The sequence below is a fragment of the Paenibacillus sp. PastM-3 genome, assembly GCF_029893965.1.
Lineage (GTDB): Bacteria > Bacillota > Bacilli > Paenibacillales > Paenibacillaceae > Paenibacillus_AQ.
Map to the genome: position 1 here is coordinate 304,272 of NZ_JARXXP010000004.1, position 14,931 is coordinate 319,202.

16 protein-coding genes are annotated in these 14,931 nt (G+C 56.2%); 10 read left to right on the plus strand and 6 right to left on the minus strand.

The annotated features are described in order from the left end of the window. Positions 1–55: 55 nt before the first annotated feature. On the minus strand, positions 56–2,356 hold the full coding sequence (locus tag M2108_RS10195) for an alpha/beta hydrolase (protein ID WP_277468977.1): 2,301 nt from the start codon (positions 2,354–2,356) through the stop codon (positions 56–58). A 375-nt stretch (positions 2,357–2,731) separates the two neighbouring features. Between M2108_RS10195 and M2108_RS10200 the strand changes: the two genes are divergently transcribed. From M2108_RS10200 to M2108_RS10215, 4 genes are all read left to right on the plus strand, one after another. After that, entirely contained in the window at positions 2,732–3,859 is a 1,128-nt protein-coding gene (locus tag M2108_RS10200; RefSeq protein ID WP_277468978.1) for a sulfate ABC transporter substrate-binding protein, read from the plus strand. Positions 3,860–3,998: 139 nt separating this feature from the next. Further along, positions 3,999–4,838 (plus strand): sulfate ABC transporter permease subunit CysT, encoded by an 840-nt coding sequence (gene cysT, locus M2108_RS10205; RefSeq protein ID WP_277468979.1) that lies wholly within the window; start codon positions 3,999–4,001, stop codon positions 4,836–4,838. Between the two features lie 17 nt (positions 4,839–4,855). Continuing rightward, the gene (gene cysW, locus M2108_RS10210) at positions 4,856–5,719 is read left to right on the plus strand and encodes a sulfate ABC transporter permease subunit CysW (RefSeq protein ID WP_277468980.1); all 864 of its coding nucleotides are present in this window, start codon (positions 4,856–4,858) and stop codon (positions 5,717–5,719) included. Between the two features lie 102 nt (positions 5,720–5,821). Next, positions 5,822–6,043, plus strand: a complete 222-nt coding sequence (locus tag M2108_RS10215; protein WP_277468982.1) for a YezD family protein — start codon at positions 5,822–5,824, stop codon at positions 6,041–6,043. Between the two features lie 117 nt (positions 6,044–6,160). Here the strand turns inward: M2108_RS10215 and M2108_RS10220 are convergent, their stop codons facing one another. Beyond that, positions 6,161–6,469 (minus strand): hypothetical protein, encoded by a 309-nt coding sequence (locus tag M2108_RS10220; protein ID WP_277468983.1) that lies wholly within the window; start codon positions 6,467–6,469, stop codon positions 6,161–6,163. Positions 6,470–6,732: 263 nt separating this feature from the next. Between M2108_RS10220 and M2108_RS10225 the strand changes: the two genes are divergently transcribed. The 3 genes from M2108_RS10225 (at position 6,733) to M2108_RS10235 (ending at position 10,099) form a co-directional block, all read left to right on the plus strand. After that, complete coding sequence (locus tag M2108_RS10225) at positions 6,733–7,161, plus strand: GNAT family N-acetyltransferase (protein ID WP_277469014.1); 429 nt, start codon at positions 6,733–6,735, stop codon at positions 7,159–7,161. Positions 7,162–7,222: 61 nt separating this feature from the next. After that, positions 7,223–7,855: an NAD(P)-dependent oxidoreductase gene (locus tag M2108_RS10230; protein ID WP_277468985.1), complete on the plus strand. Its 633-nt coding sequence runs from the start codon at positions 7,223–7,225 to the stop codon at positions 7,853–7,855. Positions 7,856–8,296: 441 nt separating this feature from the next. Then, complete coding sequence (locus M2108_RS10235) at positions 8,297–10,099, plus strand: NAD(P)H-hydrate dehydratase (RefSeq protein ID WP_277468986.1); 1,803 nt, start codon at positions 8,297–8,299, stop codon at positions 10,097–10,099. A 92-nt stretch (positions 10,100–10,191) separates the two neighbouring features. Here M2108_RS10235 and M2108_RS10240 read toward each other — a convergent pair whose 3' ends face one another. Further along, a complete protein-coding gene (locus tag M2108_RS10240; protein ID WP_277468987.1) occupies positions 10,192–10,647 on the minus strand; it encodes a hypothetical protein in 456 nt (151 codons plus the stop codon). Between the two features lie 26 nt (positions 10,648–10,673). Beyond that, on the minus strand, positions 10,674–11,573 hold the full coding sequence (locus tag M2108_RS10245; protein ID WP_277468988.1) for an SDR family oxidoreductase: 900 nt from the start codon (positions 11,571–11,573) through the stop codon (positions 10,674–10,676). Between the two features lie 157 nt (positions 11,574–11,730). On the opposite strand from M2108_RS10245, the gene M2108_RS10250 reads away from it, so the two are divergent. The 3 genes from M2108_RS10250 (at position 11,731) to sdaAA (ending at position 13,847) form a co-directional block, all read left to right on the plus strand. Continuing rightward, a complete protein-coding gene (locus tag M2108_RS10250) occupies positions 11,731–12,147 on the plus strand; it encodes a GNAT family N-acetyltransferase (protein ID WP_277468989.1) in 417 nt (138 codons plus the stop codon). A 111-nt stretch (positions 12,148–12,258) separates the two neighbouring features. Further along, on the plus strand, positions 12,259–12,969 hold the full coding sequence (gene sdaAB / locus M2108_RS10255; RefSeq protein WP_277468990.1) for an L-serine ammonia-lyase, iron-sulfur-dependent subunit beta: 711 nt from the start codon (positions 12,259–12,261) through the stop codon (positions 12,967–12,969). After that, positions 12,966–13,847 (plus strand): L-serine ammonia-lyase, iron-sulfur-dependent, subunit alpha, encoded by an 882-nt coding sequence (sdaAA, locus tag M2108_RS10260; RefSeq protein ID WP_277468991.1) that lies wholly within the window; start codon positions 12,966–12,968, stop codon positions 13,845–13,847. Before sdaAB ends, sdaAA begins: the two co-directional genes overlap by 4 nt. Before the next feature lie 88 nt (positions 13,848–13,935). Here the strand turns inward: sdaAA and M2108_RS10265 are convergent, their stop codons facing one another. Both M2108_RS10265 and M2108_RS10270 read right to left on the minus strand, forming a co-directional pair. Next, positions 13,936–14,238 (minus strand): hypothetical protein, encoded by a 303-nt coding sequence (locus tag M2108_RS10265; protein WP_090713426.1) that lies wholly within the window; start codon positions 14,236–14,238, stop codon positions 13,936–13,938. 297 nt (positions 14,239–14,535) lie between these two features. Continuing rightward, the coding region (locus M2108_RS10270; protein ID WP_277468992.1) for a transposase at positions 14,536–14,931 on the minus strand (396 nt) is incomplete at its 5' end.

Here is a 14,931-nt window from a genome sequence, read left to right on the forward strand (position 1 = left end):
GCAGCCGGCTGCAGGGAAGGCCCTTGAGCAATAATATATAAAAAATAAGAGCAAACTACTGTAGTCCGCCGGGACTCCCGTCTCCGGTATAAAAGCCGATATCATCCAGCATGATCCGGTCGCCTTCCTCTTGCAGATAAAAGGTGATTTCGGTTAATTCATCGGGATTAAGGGCAGGCTCTTCCGTAAGGAAGCTCTCAAAAGGCAGCTCATACGTCTGGAATACGGCCTCTGACAGGTCGCCGTATTTACCGCCGCTGACCCGCTCCTCCAGCCAAGGGCTGATTGTGAACTCTGTCTGCGGCAGCGGAAGGATGTCCATCACTTCATCCAGCGGCAGCCGGGCGCTTACCTCATTGCTGTCAGTCAGCTCGATCTCGACATCAGGAGCCGGGGCAGCCGCTGCAGGGACAGCCGGCTCACTGTCATCTTCGCCAGTGTCGGCATTGCGGTTCGCCATGGAGAAGGTCAGGCCAGCCGCACCGGAGGCGGCCAGCTCCCGGACTACGCTGTCCTTGAGCAGGATGCTGTACGAGCCTGCTTCTTCTCCGGCATCGTGCTCCAGCAGGATGCCATAGGTTGCTTTGCTTTTGGACTCGCGGTCTTTGGCCGTTTCCTCAGTCCAGTCCAGACCTGTCACGGTGGCAGTCCCGCCTGTCACTGTATTCTTGTTGCGGTCCTCATCATAACTCGCGACCGGAATATACTCGCCGCTCTGGAAACGGCTGAAATACGCTGTATCCGGCAGCCACTGCAGCCCGCTGCGGTAATCCCGGAATAATTCCTTGTATCCGATTTGTCCGTGCAGGGTGGTTTCAAGGAATGCCGATACATATACCTTAGCAATCTGCCGCTGTTCATCCCCGTCCATAATCTCTGCCCGGCTTAAAAATAAGCCCGCTGGCAGAGACTGGTCATACAGGCCCCAGTCCGTGTTGAACTGGCTGTGGTTGGCATCGGCGATATAGAGCGAGCTCTTGAAGGCAGGTGAGCCGCTGGAGTAGCTGGAGCGTATATATTGCCGGTCCCCGTAAAAGTCATGCACATCACCGTCCCGCGCACCCTGCAGCGTCAGATAATTGACATCCTTCAGCCGGGCCTGCTGGTCGTCAATGGCTTTATCGGTTGGAGCAAGTGCAATAACAGATGATATCGTAAACTGTCCGGCAACTGCGAGGGCAGGATCATCCTTGAACCAGCGCGCGGCATCGGCAGCCATGGCGACCGCCTGGCCGCCGCGGCTGTGGCCCAGCAGGGCCGTTTTTGTATAATCGACCTTCTGGTAGAACGGATTATCCGGCTGCTCCGCATACTCTGCGATCTGTTCCAGATGCTTCAGAATCATCCACGTCCGCACCTTGAAATCATTGTCCGGAATACCGGACCAGGCCGAATAGTTAAGAAAATTCTGATCCAGCGTGACTGCAATGAAGCCCCGGCTGGCCAGGAGCTCCCCCAAATAGGCGTACCCTTCTTCCGAATAATCCTCCATCATGTGGTTGCCGTGTACCATTAGCACCAGCGGAAAGGGGCCGGTGCCTTCAGGCATCCACACCTGGGCATTGAGCGGAAGCGCAGTGTAATCGAATCCCCAGAAGATCGTCCGCAGCTTGGGCCAGTTCTTGATATAATCTGAGGCATCGGCAGAACCTGAGGTCAGCCGGACCTCTGAACCATACGCAGTACGGTGCAGATCATCTCCGCTGCCGTAGGTGAAATGCTCGTAGCTATAGCTCCCCGGTGCACCGGGGTCGGCTGCGCTGATCGGAGCGGCATCTCCGGGTTCAGCGGTGGTGGTATGCTCGGCAGGCTGCCCGGGTCCCGCTCCGTACAGCGGCAGCGGGGCCAGCAGCAGGACTGCGCCGAGCAGCACTCCCGGAACGGTCCGCCTGCTGCGCAGCAGGCCGGCCGACAGCCCGGCAGCTCCGCCCAGCAGAGCGGCAATGGCTGCAACAGCGGCGGCCGCTTCGATCGTCAGGTCAGAGAAGTACAGAATGAGCAGCACAGCTCCGAAGGAGCTGAGTACAGTACCGGCAAACAGCTTAGGAAAGCGGAGGCCGGTCAGGGACAGCAGCAGGGCCAGAAGATTCCCGGCCAGTGCCAGCACGAGCGTTCCGGCTCCTGCCGCCAGTATAATATCCGCCGGGGCTCCCATACCTGTCGGGATTCCCAGGACGGCAATAATAAAGGCCAGCGTGCCTACTGTCCAGGGACCGGCCAGCGCGGTCCTCCATAATGTTGTGTCGTAAGCGTAGGTTAACCTGATGCGTCTGCCTATTTCAGTGAATATGCGTCTGAGCAGCCGCGGTCTTTGCGGCTGCGGCAGCTCTGGAGCATATTCCAAATCCATTCCCATGTTTTTATCCCCCATAAGATGTAGCAATATTATTACTTTACAGCTTTTACAGCTTTGATAACAAGCGGGTCTTGCAGGCACGGCCGCCATTTGCTTCCCGCAGAAAGAGCAGAATGCCATCTTGAAGCCATTTTGAAAAAAAGATTTGACAGGTGGCAGAGATTTCAGTATTATGTGTCTAAACCTACTAAACGGGTAGGAATAATTAAATAAATGTTCTTACCGTACAGACGGAGGAGCGCCCGCTTGAAGCAAGCAGACACGTGTCTACAGGACCGGTTTGACCTGCCATATGTGGGCATTCCTGCGTCTTTTTTCTACTAACATGAATTTCAGAGGCATTTCTAATATTAAAAACATGGGGGAGTGGTTGGAATGAAGAAAGGGATCAAGAAGGGGCTTCTCGCCGGATTTACATTACTGCTGACGGCAGGGCTCACTGCTTGCGGAAGCAACGGCAATACGAACAACAGTGCAAATTCAGCAGCAGGCACGCCTGAGGTAACCAATGCAGGAACGAATGCGGCTGCTACAGCCGAAGCGACAAAGGCGCCGGCAAAAGATCCGGTAGAACTGCTGAATGTCTCCTATGACCCTACACGCGAGCTGTATGAGAACTATAACAAATCGTTTGCTGCTTATTGGGAGCAGGAAACCGGGCAGAAGGTAACCATTAAACAGTCCCATGGCGGTTCCGGGGCGCAGAGCCGGGCGGTGCTTGAAGGACTGGAGGCGGACGTTGTAACACTGGCGCTTGGTTATGACATTGATGCGCTGGTTGATAAAGGGCTGATTAATGCAGGCTGGGAGAGCAAGTTCGAGCATAACAGCGCACCGTACACCTCGACCATCGTATTCCTGGTTCGCAAGGGCAATCCGAAGGGCATCAAGGACTGGCCGGATCTGCTGAAAGAGGGCGTGGAAGTGATCACTCCGAATCCCAAGACTTCCGGCGGTGCACGCTGGAACTATCTGGCGGCATGGGGGTATGCACTGGACAATAACAATAACGATGAAGCCAAGGCACAGGAATTTGTCCAGGAGCTGTTCAAGCATGTGCCGGTACTGGATACCGGGGCGCGTGGAGCTACAACGACCTTTGTAGAACGCGGCATCGGCGATGTACTGCTGGCGTGGGAGAATGAGGCCTATCTGTCCATCAAGGAGCTGGGCCCGGACAAATTTGAAATTGTAAACCCGTCCGAGAGCATTCTGGCAGAGCCGCCGGTAGCGATCGTGGACAAAACAGTCGACAAGCGCGGAACACGCGAGGTATCTGAGGCCTATCTGAACTATCTCTACACCGAGGAAGGCCAGAAAATCGCCGCAGAGAACTATTACCGTCCGACACTGGAGAGTGTGAAGGAGCAGTTCAAGGATCAGTTCCCGGAAATCAAACTGTTCACCCTGGCCGAGAAGTTCGGCACCTGGAAAGAAACCCAGGAGAAGCATTTCAATGACGGCGGAATCTTTGACCAGATTTATGTGCCGGGAAGCAAATAGATAAGATACTGACTTGTAATAACCGGATGCCTCAGCCACAAGAGCTGGGGCATTCATGAATGTACGGGCCTGGGGAGCCTGCTCCGTCAGGGACGCTGATCGGCAGGCAAGCCGAAGGCAGGAAAGGATGGGTGCATAGATGAATGTCATTTCTACGGCTGCAGCACGGCGCAAGGTGCTTCCGGGCTTCGGCATTACGATGGGTTACAGTGTACTGTATCTGAGTCTGATAGTGCTTCTGCCGCTATCGGCGCTGCTTTTCAATTCAACCGGGCTGAGCTGGGCCAAGTTCTGGGATATTGCTACTGATCCCCGGGTGCTGGCCTCCTACCGTGTCAGCATAGGTACTGCTGCGGCTGCAGCATTAGCGAATGCTTTTTTTGGCCTGCTGATGGCCTGGGTGCTGGTGCGTTACGAGTTTCCGGGCAAAAGAATTTTCGACGCCCTTATTGATCTCCCGTTTGCCCTGCCGACCGCGGTTGCCGGCGTTTCCCTGACCGCACTTTATTCCCAGAATGGCTGGATCGGCTCTTTATTCGAGCCGTACGGCTTCAAAATTGCCTTTACCCCGCTTGGAATCACGCTGGCGCTGATGTTCATCGGCATTCCCTTTGTTGTGCGGACCGTTCAGCCGGTGCTTGAAGATCTGGAGCGGGATATGGAGGAGGCCGCAGCAACATTGGGCGCAGGACGCGGCCGGATCTTTCTGCGGATCATTCTGCCTGAGGTGTTCCCTGCGCTGCTTACCGGATTCGCGCTGGCCTTTGCCCGGGGGATCGGTGAATACGGCTCTGTCGTCTTTATCTCCGGTAACATGCCGATGCGGACTGAAATTGCCCCGCTGCTGATTATGTCCAAGCTGGAGCAGTTTGACTACGCCGGAGCGACCGCGGTGGCCCTGCTTCTTCTGTTGATTTCCTTCCTGATGCTGCTGGTCATTAACCTGCTTCAGCGCTGGGCCCGCAAAACTTCACGTTAGAATAAGGAGGAATAAACATGGCAGGAACTGTGCCTATGCATGCCCCGAAGCAGAGAAGCAGCACTGCTTCAACCGCAACTAATGAATCCCGGGTAGTAAAATGGGTGCTGATTGCAGCCGCAGGGCTGGTGATGCTCTGGCTGATTGCCCTGCCGCTGATCGTTGTGCTGACAGAGGCGCTGAAGCGGGGCTGGGATGTCTACTGGGCTGCGCTTTCCGATCCGGATGCAGCCTCGGCTCTTAGGCTGACACTGCTTGTGGCGGCGATTACCGTTCCGCTGAATACCCTTTTCGGCGTAACTGCGGCCTGGGCGGTGACCAAATTCCGTTTCCGCGGCAAAGGCTTTCTTATTACGCTGATTGATCTGCCGTTTGCTGTATCGCCGGTTATCGGCGGTCTGATCTTTGTGCTTGTGTTCGGTTCGAGCGGCTGGTTCGGCTCCTGGCTGAGCGACAATGACATCAAGATCGTTTTTGCTCTCCCCGGTATCATCCTGGCGACACTTTTTGTAACCTTTCCCTTTGTGGCACGCGAGCTGATTCCGCTGATGGAGGACCAGGGCACGCAGGAGGAGGAAGCGGCGATTACGCTAGGCGCAAAAGGCTGGCAAATCTTTTTCCGTGTTACCCTGCCTAATATCAAATGGGGTCTGCTGTACGGCATCATTCTCTGCAACGCGCGGGCGATGGGGGAATTCGGAGCTGTCTCTGTAGTATCCGGCCGGATCCGCGGGGAGACAAGTACGCTGCCGCTGCATGTAGAGATTTTGTATAACGAATATCAGTTTTCCGCATCGTTCGCGGTTGCGTCCCTGCTGCTATTACTGGCTTTGTTCACAATGATTATTAAAAGCTGGCTGTTGCGCAAAAATGCTCATTGACAGTGATTTAGTTCCATGCTAAGTTAAAGCTCAGTATACAAGTTGGAAATGACGGGATTTAGGCGGAGATAACCCCCTATCCGGGGAAAGGGAGGCTGGAAAATGGCTAAGCCACTGAAGGTGGATGAGTTATGGCTATCACGAATTTCAGAACTGCTGGACAATATGGAATTCGGCTCACTGCATATTGTAGTGCATGAGGGTCAGATTGTTCAGATGGAGCGTACGGAACGCAAACGTTTCGAGAACAGCTCAGCAAATCCGCGTTTCAGTGGGGAAACCGGAAGCCGGCGCACCGATGCCCGTTCGGCGGGACGGGGATAGCAAGCAGTGCGTTAGTACTCATCCTATATACGGTTGAACTTGAGAACAAAACGAAACAGAGCAGTGTCCCCTCCAGGTGAGAGGTACGCTGCTCTGTTTTGCTGTAACACGGTTGGATTAATAACGGGGTCTCTGCCGGTTGGCGGACAAGCCTTCAATCAGCAGGACGATAGCGGTAATGGCATGCATGATCCAGCCGACAAACGGAATGAGTGCAACTACCGAAGTGACAATCCCGATCACGTTACCGATGTACGGCCCGCGTTCTCTCAGCAGGATGACTACAGCCGCCGCGTGGAGCAGGAAGGCAACGCCGAGCGGCAGCCAGCCGTTGGCGACAACGAAGGTGCCCCCGATAAACGGAATGGCCAGAAAGGCCTCGTACGCAAAAGTCCCCCATTTAAATAATTTGCCCAGTGATGACATGATGGTTCACCGATCCTTTTCAAGTTATAGTGGAGCCTGATTGTATTTGTATTACTATTAGTTACCCGTCTTCTTGGACTGAGAATAGGCAGTGATGTCTGTGGCGGAATTCTTTATAGCATACGTTGGAATCGGGGATCCGTTTCAAAATGAACCCCGGGCTTATCCGCCCGCCTTGATTGCGGCTGCTGCTGTCGTATATATTGGTTACAGTGCAGGGGACCGGCAGCAGGCTCCTGACAGAGAACGGGGGAAGATCAAGTATGAATCATATATCCAAACCGGAAGTACGCCATGAGCTGCCTTCAGTGGAGCAATATCTGGCTCTGCGTGCAGAGGCGGGCCTGAGTCCGATGAGTGCTGCAGGAGCAGCCGCCGGGCTTCCGCGTTCCTGTTTTGCAGTTACTTTATATGATAGCGGGCAGCTGGTGGGCATGGGCCGGGTGATAGGGGACGGAGGCTGTTTTTTTCAGGTTACTGACATCGCAGTAAAGCCCGCTTATCAGGGCCGGGGCCTGGGAAAAGCGGTCATGCACGAAATCAGACAGTTTCTTGATACCGTTCCGCAGCCATCCTATGTGAGCCTGATTGCTGACGGTGAGGCCGCCAGGCTCTATGCGCAGTACGGCTTCGCTCCTGTTATGCCTGAGTCACAGGGGATGTTTCTGCGGTGGCAGAGCGTAGATAAATAAACTAAGAACGAATTGATGGATAAACCGGCATGCAAGCTGACGAAAGGTGAGGAAACAGAAGATGGATGTAGTGGTAATAGGAGCGTCAGGAACCATTGGAAAGGCCATTGTACAGGAAGCGTTAAAAAGAAAACATGAGGTAACCGCTGCCGTCCGCCATCCGGAGTCGGTGGAACTGCAGCATGAACGTCTGCAGATTGTACGCGTGGATGTGCTTGATCCGGCATCTGTTGCCTCAGCAGTAGCGGGGCACGGTGAAATTATCAGCGCCTTCGGGCCTGATCCGGGGCAGGAAAATGACCTGCTCAGAGCGGCAGATTCCCTGATCGAAGGGCTGCAGCAGGCCGGCGTAGAGCGTCTGATTATTGTAGGGGGTGCAGGCAGCCTGAAAACAGAATCGGGAGAGTGGCTGATGGATACGGCCGGATTCCCCGAGGAGCTCCGGCCGCTGGCTGCAGCGCATGCGCATGCTTATGAAATTTACAGAGGCTCAGAGCTGGATTACACCTATATCAGCCCGCCTGCAGCAATCGTCTCCGGCCGCCGGACCGGCATGTTCCGGATCGGCCTGGACCGGCTGATTAACGATGAGAACGGCGAGAGCAGTATCAGCGTGGAGGATTTTGCCGTAGCCGTGGTTGATGAGCTTGAGGAAGGCAACTTCAGCCGGGAACGGTTCACAGTTGCGTATTAAATAAGCGGGGACAGGCTGCACCGGCTGCAGTCCTGCCCCGGGCCAAAGGGGGTTATTCCCCTGCGCAGGGGGGTAAGACTTATTGCATATGATGCTGTAAGGCTTGCCTTTTTTGCTTGTTCGTTGAATTTAACTAATTTACTCTGCATGTATGGACTAGGTGGAATATAATCACTTAATTCCGTGTATTACGATAAATTACTGAAATTAGGTGGAAATCTCCACTTATTTTGCGTCCAACGTCCGTTTTGGGATGGAATTAGCAAAATTAAATGACGTTTTTCCAACTAACACAGCTGAATCCGTTGTTTGACCGGAAAATAAACAGCAAAATTCCACTTAGCATATTGAACAAATGCCATAGAGAATAAAAGTGCTGAAACTGGAAAAGAGCGAGCCTGACTAATATTAGTTAATTAATCCGGGAAGGGGTTGAAGTAAATGGATCTGGTCACTGCAGAGGAAATGCGGCAGCTCGACCGCATGACGATCGAGAAGCTGGGTATTCCGGCAATTGCGCTAATGGAGAATGCCGGGCGTGCGATTGCCGAGGAAGTCATTGCACTGTGCCGGCGCAGGCAGTATAACAGTGGAAACGGCGTGCAAGGCGATATAGGGTATGGCTCTGACTGGGGCATGGACAGTGATATTGTGCGCAGAGGCAGCGGTGGCGGGAGCAGTAAGATGGGCATGGGCGGGGGCTGTGTTACCGGCGGTACCGGACACAGCCTGAACGGAAGCTTGGATGCCGGAAGCGAAGCTGGCGGCATGGGCCGGGGCTGGAACGGCGGCGGTGCGCAGCCGCCGCAGGACTTCAGGATCAGCGCCGACCGCGCGCTGACCCTAGACACTGCCGCCGCCGAGCACTGGCTGATCCTCGCCGGCAAAGGCAACAACGGCGGCGACGGCCTCGCCGCCGCCAGGCACCTGCGTGAGGCGGGCCTCGCCGTTACGCTGGTGTACGCGGCCGCGCCGCAGACGCTGGCCGGAGAAGCCGCCGTGCAGCGTGATGCTGCTGCGGCGCTGGGGATTCCGGCCGTTGTCCACGGCCGGGACCGCATCGACTTTGCCGGCTGCACCGGCATCGTCGATGCCCTGCTCGGCACCGGAAGCGCGGGAGCGCCGCGCGGTGCCTATGCGGACCTGATTGCCGCGGCCAATGCCAGCGGCAAGCCGATTGTGTCCGCGGATATCCCCAGCGGGCTTGACGCGGACACGGGAGCGCTGCATGAGCCTTGCATTCATGCAGCGGTGACGGTCTGCCTCGCGCTGCTCAAGCGCGGGCTGGTGCAGTATCCCGGCGCGGGTGCAGCCGGGAGGGTGGTGGTCCGCTCCATCGGCATTCCCGCTGCTCTGGCCCGGGAGACCGGGGTGCAGGCCAGCCTGCTGACCCAGGAAGTGCTGCAGACCCGCCTCGGGGTCGACGTGTCGCGCCGCCGCTCGCCCGAAGGCCACAAGGGCACCTACGGGCATGTCCTGCTGGCGGCGGGAAGCCTGTCCATGAGCGGCGCCGGGCTGCTCGCGGCCCGGGCTGCGCTGCGGGCAGGGTGCGGTCTGGTGACCTGGGCACTGCCTGCAGCGCTGCTGCCCTATGTAATCGGTGCCGCTCCGGAGATCATGCTGGCTGCAGCCGGCGGCGGAGAGGACGGCACCTGGAATGCGGGGACGGCCGCGGAGGTGCTGCGGCTTGGCGGGAAGCGTGATGTGGTTGCCACAGGGCCCGGGCTGGGCCGGTTTGCCGGAGACAAGGAATGGCTCCGCATGCTGTGGGAAGGGATCGGCAGCCCGCTGGTGCTGGATGCGGATGCCCTTAATATTCTGGCGGAATGTAACTATACGGAATGGTCCAGTCCCGGCAGGCCGGTTATTCTAACCCCTCATCCGGGGGAAATGGCCCGGCTCGCGGGCGTATCCACGCCGGAGGTACAGCGTGACCGGATCGGTCTTGCCCAGGCTTATGCCATAAAGCACGGCGTGGTTCTTGTGCTCAAAGGCACACACACCGTAATTGCTTCGCCTGAAGGGAAGGTCTATGTCAACACCACAGGCCATCCGGGAATGGGCACGGGCGGAGCAGGCGATGTGCTGACGGGAATGATAGCCGGCCTGCTCGCCCAGGGCCTGGATGCCGTCCAGGCAGCAGCCTTCGGCGTATATCTGCACGGACTGGCCGGCGAGCGGGCGGCCGGCTCACGGAATCATCCGTCGGCACTGGTCGCCGGAGATATTATAGAGGCGCTGTAGGAGCCGCAATGGATCTGCATCGACGGGGCTGCGGACAGAGCGCGCACGGGGCATTCCTCAGTACCGGTGAACAGTAGCTTCGCTAACTCCGCCTACTGCAGGACCAGGCAGAGCAGCGGCACGAACAGGGCGAATACAGGCAGCAGCAGCGGGTAGCGTTCACCGGCCAGCTGGGCGAGGCGGAACAGCAGCAGGATGCCGATTCCGTACAGGCCGCAGTTCTGTGTATCTCCGCCCTGCTCCGAAGCAAGCCACAGGCCGGCCACGAGTCCGGCAGCGGCGTAGAGGATGAGGGAAGGGCCGAGCCTGGAGGAACGGAACATGGACAGCAGGGCGTCGGCAATCAGGGCTGCAGGCAGGGCGTAGGCGTAGACAGCATACGGGACTGAGACCGGCCATCCTTCCGGAACCCCGTCCGTATGCGGGAGTCCGAGCAGGACAAGAGAGACGAGCATAAAGGTCAGCCCGGCAGCGGACAACTTGGACAGGGCGTATATACCTGCCGACAGCCTCACGGAAGGCATGTCATACTCTTTGATTTTGTTCATCTGAAAACGTCCTTTCAGGTTTGATCTCAGCTTGTGACCATGTCTCCTCCATTAACATGAATACAGGTGCCGGTAACGTAGGCTGAATCGGGGCTGGCCAAATAGACATAGGCACCGGCAAGCTCATAGGGCTGTGCCGCCCGCCCCAGCGGCGTATCGGTTCCAAACACGCTGACCTCGGCGGCGGTGTAGCTGGATGGGATCAGCGGAGTCCATACGGGGCCGGGAGCCACACTATTGACGCGGATTCCGCTTTCGGCAAGCGACAGGGCAAGGGAACGTGTGAAGGTGACGACAGCGCCTTTGGTCGAGGAATAATCAATGAGCTCCTTATTGCCCTGGTAAGCGGTAATCGAGGCGGTGTTAATGATGGACGAGCCTTTGGTCAGATGCGGCAATGCCGCCTGGCTCATGAAAAAGAACGGAAATATATTGGTCTGAAAAGTCTGGTACAGCTGCTCCTCTGTAATGTCCAGCAGACTGTGCTGCGGGTACTGTACCGCAAGATTGTTGACCAGAATATCCAGCCTGCCCAGTGTCTGCACGGTCTGCTCCACCGCCTGAAAGCAGCCCGGCCGGTACCGCAAATCTGTTTCAATCCGCAGGCAGCGGCGGCCAAGCTGTTCAATGCGCCGTGCTGTATCGATGGCATCAGAGGCCTCATACAGATAGGCAATGGCCACATCCGCCCCTTCCCTGGCAAAAGCGATAGCCGCTGCCTTGCCGATCCCGCTGTCTCCGCCGCTGATCAGGGCCACCTTGCCCTTTAGCCTGCCGCTGCCGCAGATTTCCGGATCTTCACTGATCGGCCGGGGATGCATCAGGCTCTCCAGTCCGGGCTGGCGGTTCTGGTGCTGCGGGGGAAAAGCGATTTTTTGTGTGCGGCATACCGTCTGTTCTCCGTAAAAGGGATATGTCGGGTTCATTGCGCTGTATTCCTCCTTGCGTGCTGCCGGTTTTGTATATTTCTATGCATCCGCCCAGAAAAGCGTGCGCTCTCTGCGGTATAAGCCGGCGGAAATGACCGGGCGGTTACGTATGCTGCTGTACCTGATTTGAATAATAGAAAGGTGGATAAATAAAATGCTGTATCGTGCAATGGTAGCAGAGGATTATGACGCAGCCTGCAGGCTGTGGGAAAATACGGCGGGGATGGGCCTTAGCGAAGCCGATTCGCGGGAAGGAATTCTGCAGTTTCTCGGGCGGAATCCGGGCCTGAGCCAGGTATGCGAGGAAGAAGACGGCACGCTTGCCGGTACGGTCATGTGCGGGCACGACGGGCGCAGGGGATATATGTACCACGTAGCCGTCAGTACAGCCTGCCGGGGCAAAGGGGCCGGCCGTGAGCTGGTATCCCGCGCGCTGGCGGCCCTTCATGAGGCAGGTATTGCGAAGTGCCATCTGATGGTCATTGAAGGCAATACGCTGGGACGCAGCTTCTGGTCGGGAACCGGCTGGCAGGAGCGGGACGGCCTCGTACTCTTTTCGCAAAATACATAATGAAGCAGCAGCCCTTAGGTGACAATGAATGTAATGGTGTAGGTTCTGCGTTCGTGCAGTATAATATATAGGCAATTAATATGGCGAACTTAATAAAAGGTGATCAGAACAATGCGCTTCAAGGATGTATTCTCAATAATCGGGCCTGCTATGGTCGGCCCTTCAAGCTCTCATACCGCCGGTGCCGCGCGGATCGGCCGGGCTGCACGTCAGGTGCTGGGGGAAATGCCGCGTGAGGCGGAGGTTATTTTCTTCGGCTCCTTTGCCGCCACTTATCAGGGACACGGGACGGACCGGGCGATTATCGGCGGACTGCTGGATTTTGCTACGGATGACCACAGGCTGCCTGATTCGGTCGAATTGGCCGCTGAAGCCGGAATGGACATTTGCTTCCGTCAGGGCACAGGCCTGTTCCCGCATCCGAACACGGTCAGGCTCCGCCTTGTCGGCCGGGACACCGGCATAGAGCTGACGCTGACGGGAATCTCCATCGGCGGCGGAAATATTGAAATTGTCGATATCGACGGCTTCGGCGTGAAGCTGACCGGGATGTATCCCACGGTGCTGATTAATCATATGGACTATCTCGGCGTGCTGGCCAGTGTTACGGATGTCATGCGCAGGGGACAGTTTAATATCGGTCATATGTCGCTTGACCGCAAAAACCGCAGCGGCGCAGCACTCACCGTGCTTGAGCTGGATGAACCGGCCACAGCCGAGCTGCTGCAGGAGCTGCAGGCCCTCACTGCCGTGAAATCGGTCAGATTGGTGGACTTGAACGGAGTCAAGCAAGAACAGAAAGGGAAGGAAAGCACACCATGAATTTTCAAACGCTGAGCCAGCTGGCTGTATTATGCGAGGAGCGTGGACTCGGTATCGGAGCGCTGATGCTGGAAGAGCAGAGCGCAGAATCGGGACGTCCGCAGGAACAGGAATTTGCTACAATGAAGGAATATTACGGAGTCATGAAAGAGGCGGTACGCCGCGGGATGACCCAGGATACCACCTCGCGCAGCGGTCTGACGGGCCTTGATGCCCAGCGGGTAGGTGCTTATAACGCGGCTGGTGAGCCATTACTGGGCGGACCTGCCGGACAGGCGATGGCCTATGCGCTGGCGGTATCGGAAGTGAATGCCTCGATGGGCCGGATTATAGCGACTCCGACAGCAGGCTCCTGCGGCATTATTCCGGGAGTCTTTCTCAGCTGCCAGGAGCGCTTCGGCTGGGATGACGATTATATGGTTTCGGGGCTGTTTGCCGCAGGGGCGATCGGTTATGTAATTGCCAATAATTCCTTTGTATCCGGAGCGGAGGGCGGCTGTCAGGCAGAGGTTGGTTCGGCGATCGGCATGGCAGCCGGGGCGTTGACGGAGCTGCGGGGCGGGACGCCGGCCCAGGTTGTCCATGCCGTGGGGCTGTCCCTCAAAAATACGCTTGGCCTGATCTGCGATCCGGTTGGCGGGCTTGTCGAGATTCCCTGCATTGTGCGGAACGGCTTCGGGGCTGTTACTGCCCTTGCTGCTGCGGATATGGCGCTGGCAGGCGTGCGCAGCGTAATTCCTTCAGACGAAGTGATCAAGGTGATGCTGGAGGTCGGCTCAGCCATGCCGGAGAAGCACCGCGAGACCGCCGGAGGCGGTCTGGCCCAGACACCGACCGGCCGGCAGATCATGAAGGATTTGCGGAACAAGAAGGGGTAAGGTGCAGGAGGACTGGCTGATAACGGTTAGGATTTATAGCATTTTGTAGCGGTTTGAAGGGTTTGTAGCAGTTTGTAGCAGTCTATGTCTATAGCATACGGAACCGTTCCAGCTGCTCCCACTTTCCCTCGCGCCGGAGGATTTCCGGCTGCTTCGGACCGAGCAGGTCGAAGTGGGGGAAAGGTCTGCGGTTATGGATATACTGCGGGGGAAGACCGTTCTGCTCGCACCAGCGGCGCAGGCGGGGGAGGTCGCTGCAGCCTACTTTGGTTACGGTGGTTATACCCGGGAACCGGGGATCAATCCAGTAATGGGTCAAAAAAGCGATCTCCCCCCGCAGGACCGCCGCTTTCCACTGGTTCAGTTCTTCTCTGTTAATTCCGAAGGCCATAGCTATCTCATCCTTATCCTTGGCAGTAATTGCCGGTTTCATCATGGACTACTATGATGTTGGTCCGGCATGAGCGGTTTCTAGGGTGTCACTGAATATATTAAGTGTCAAATCGGCACCTATTTTCGGGTTAAAGCCTAGCTAGAGAAAAATAGATAGCAAAAGGACATCTAATTCTGCTGTTTTGGCCCGTAATAGGGTTAATGGTCTGAAATAGGTGACGTTTTTCCAACTAATGAGCAGAAATATCGGGAAAAGCTTAAATTAGTTGCCGAAAATCTACGGCTGTTGATTAACCTATTTCTGGAACTTTAAGTTGCTCGAAAGAAACACCCTCCATTCGACCGGTAAAGATTGTAGGCAAAATAACCGATCAAATTCGGCGAATGTTAGCTTAACGGTGATGTGTACTGCAGCATTCCCTTGGTCAAACAGATACTTGAGCAGAACATACACCAATAAAGCGGTGTATAGCTGGCCGTATACCGCATTTGGCGTGGTTCCAAATAACCTTGGAATATTTAGTTGTTGCTTAATCCAGCGAAAGAAGACCTCGATTTGCCAGCGTTTTCGGTAAATCTCGGCGATTTTCTCAGGCGAATGCCAGTGCAAGTTCGTCGCTAAGATGACGGGGTTTCCTTTCGGATCTCGCAAAATGACGACTCGAAAACGACGCTCCGAGAGCGCTTTGTT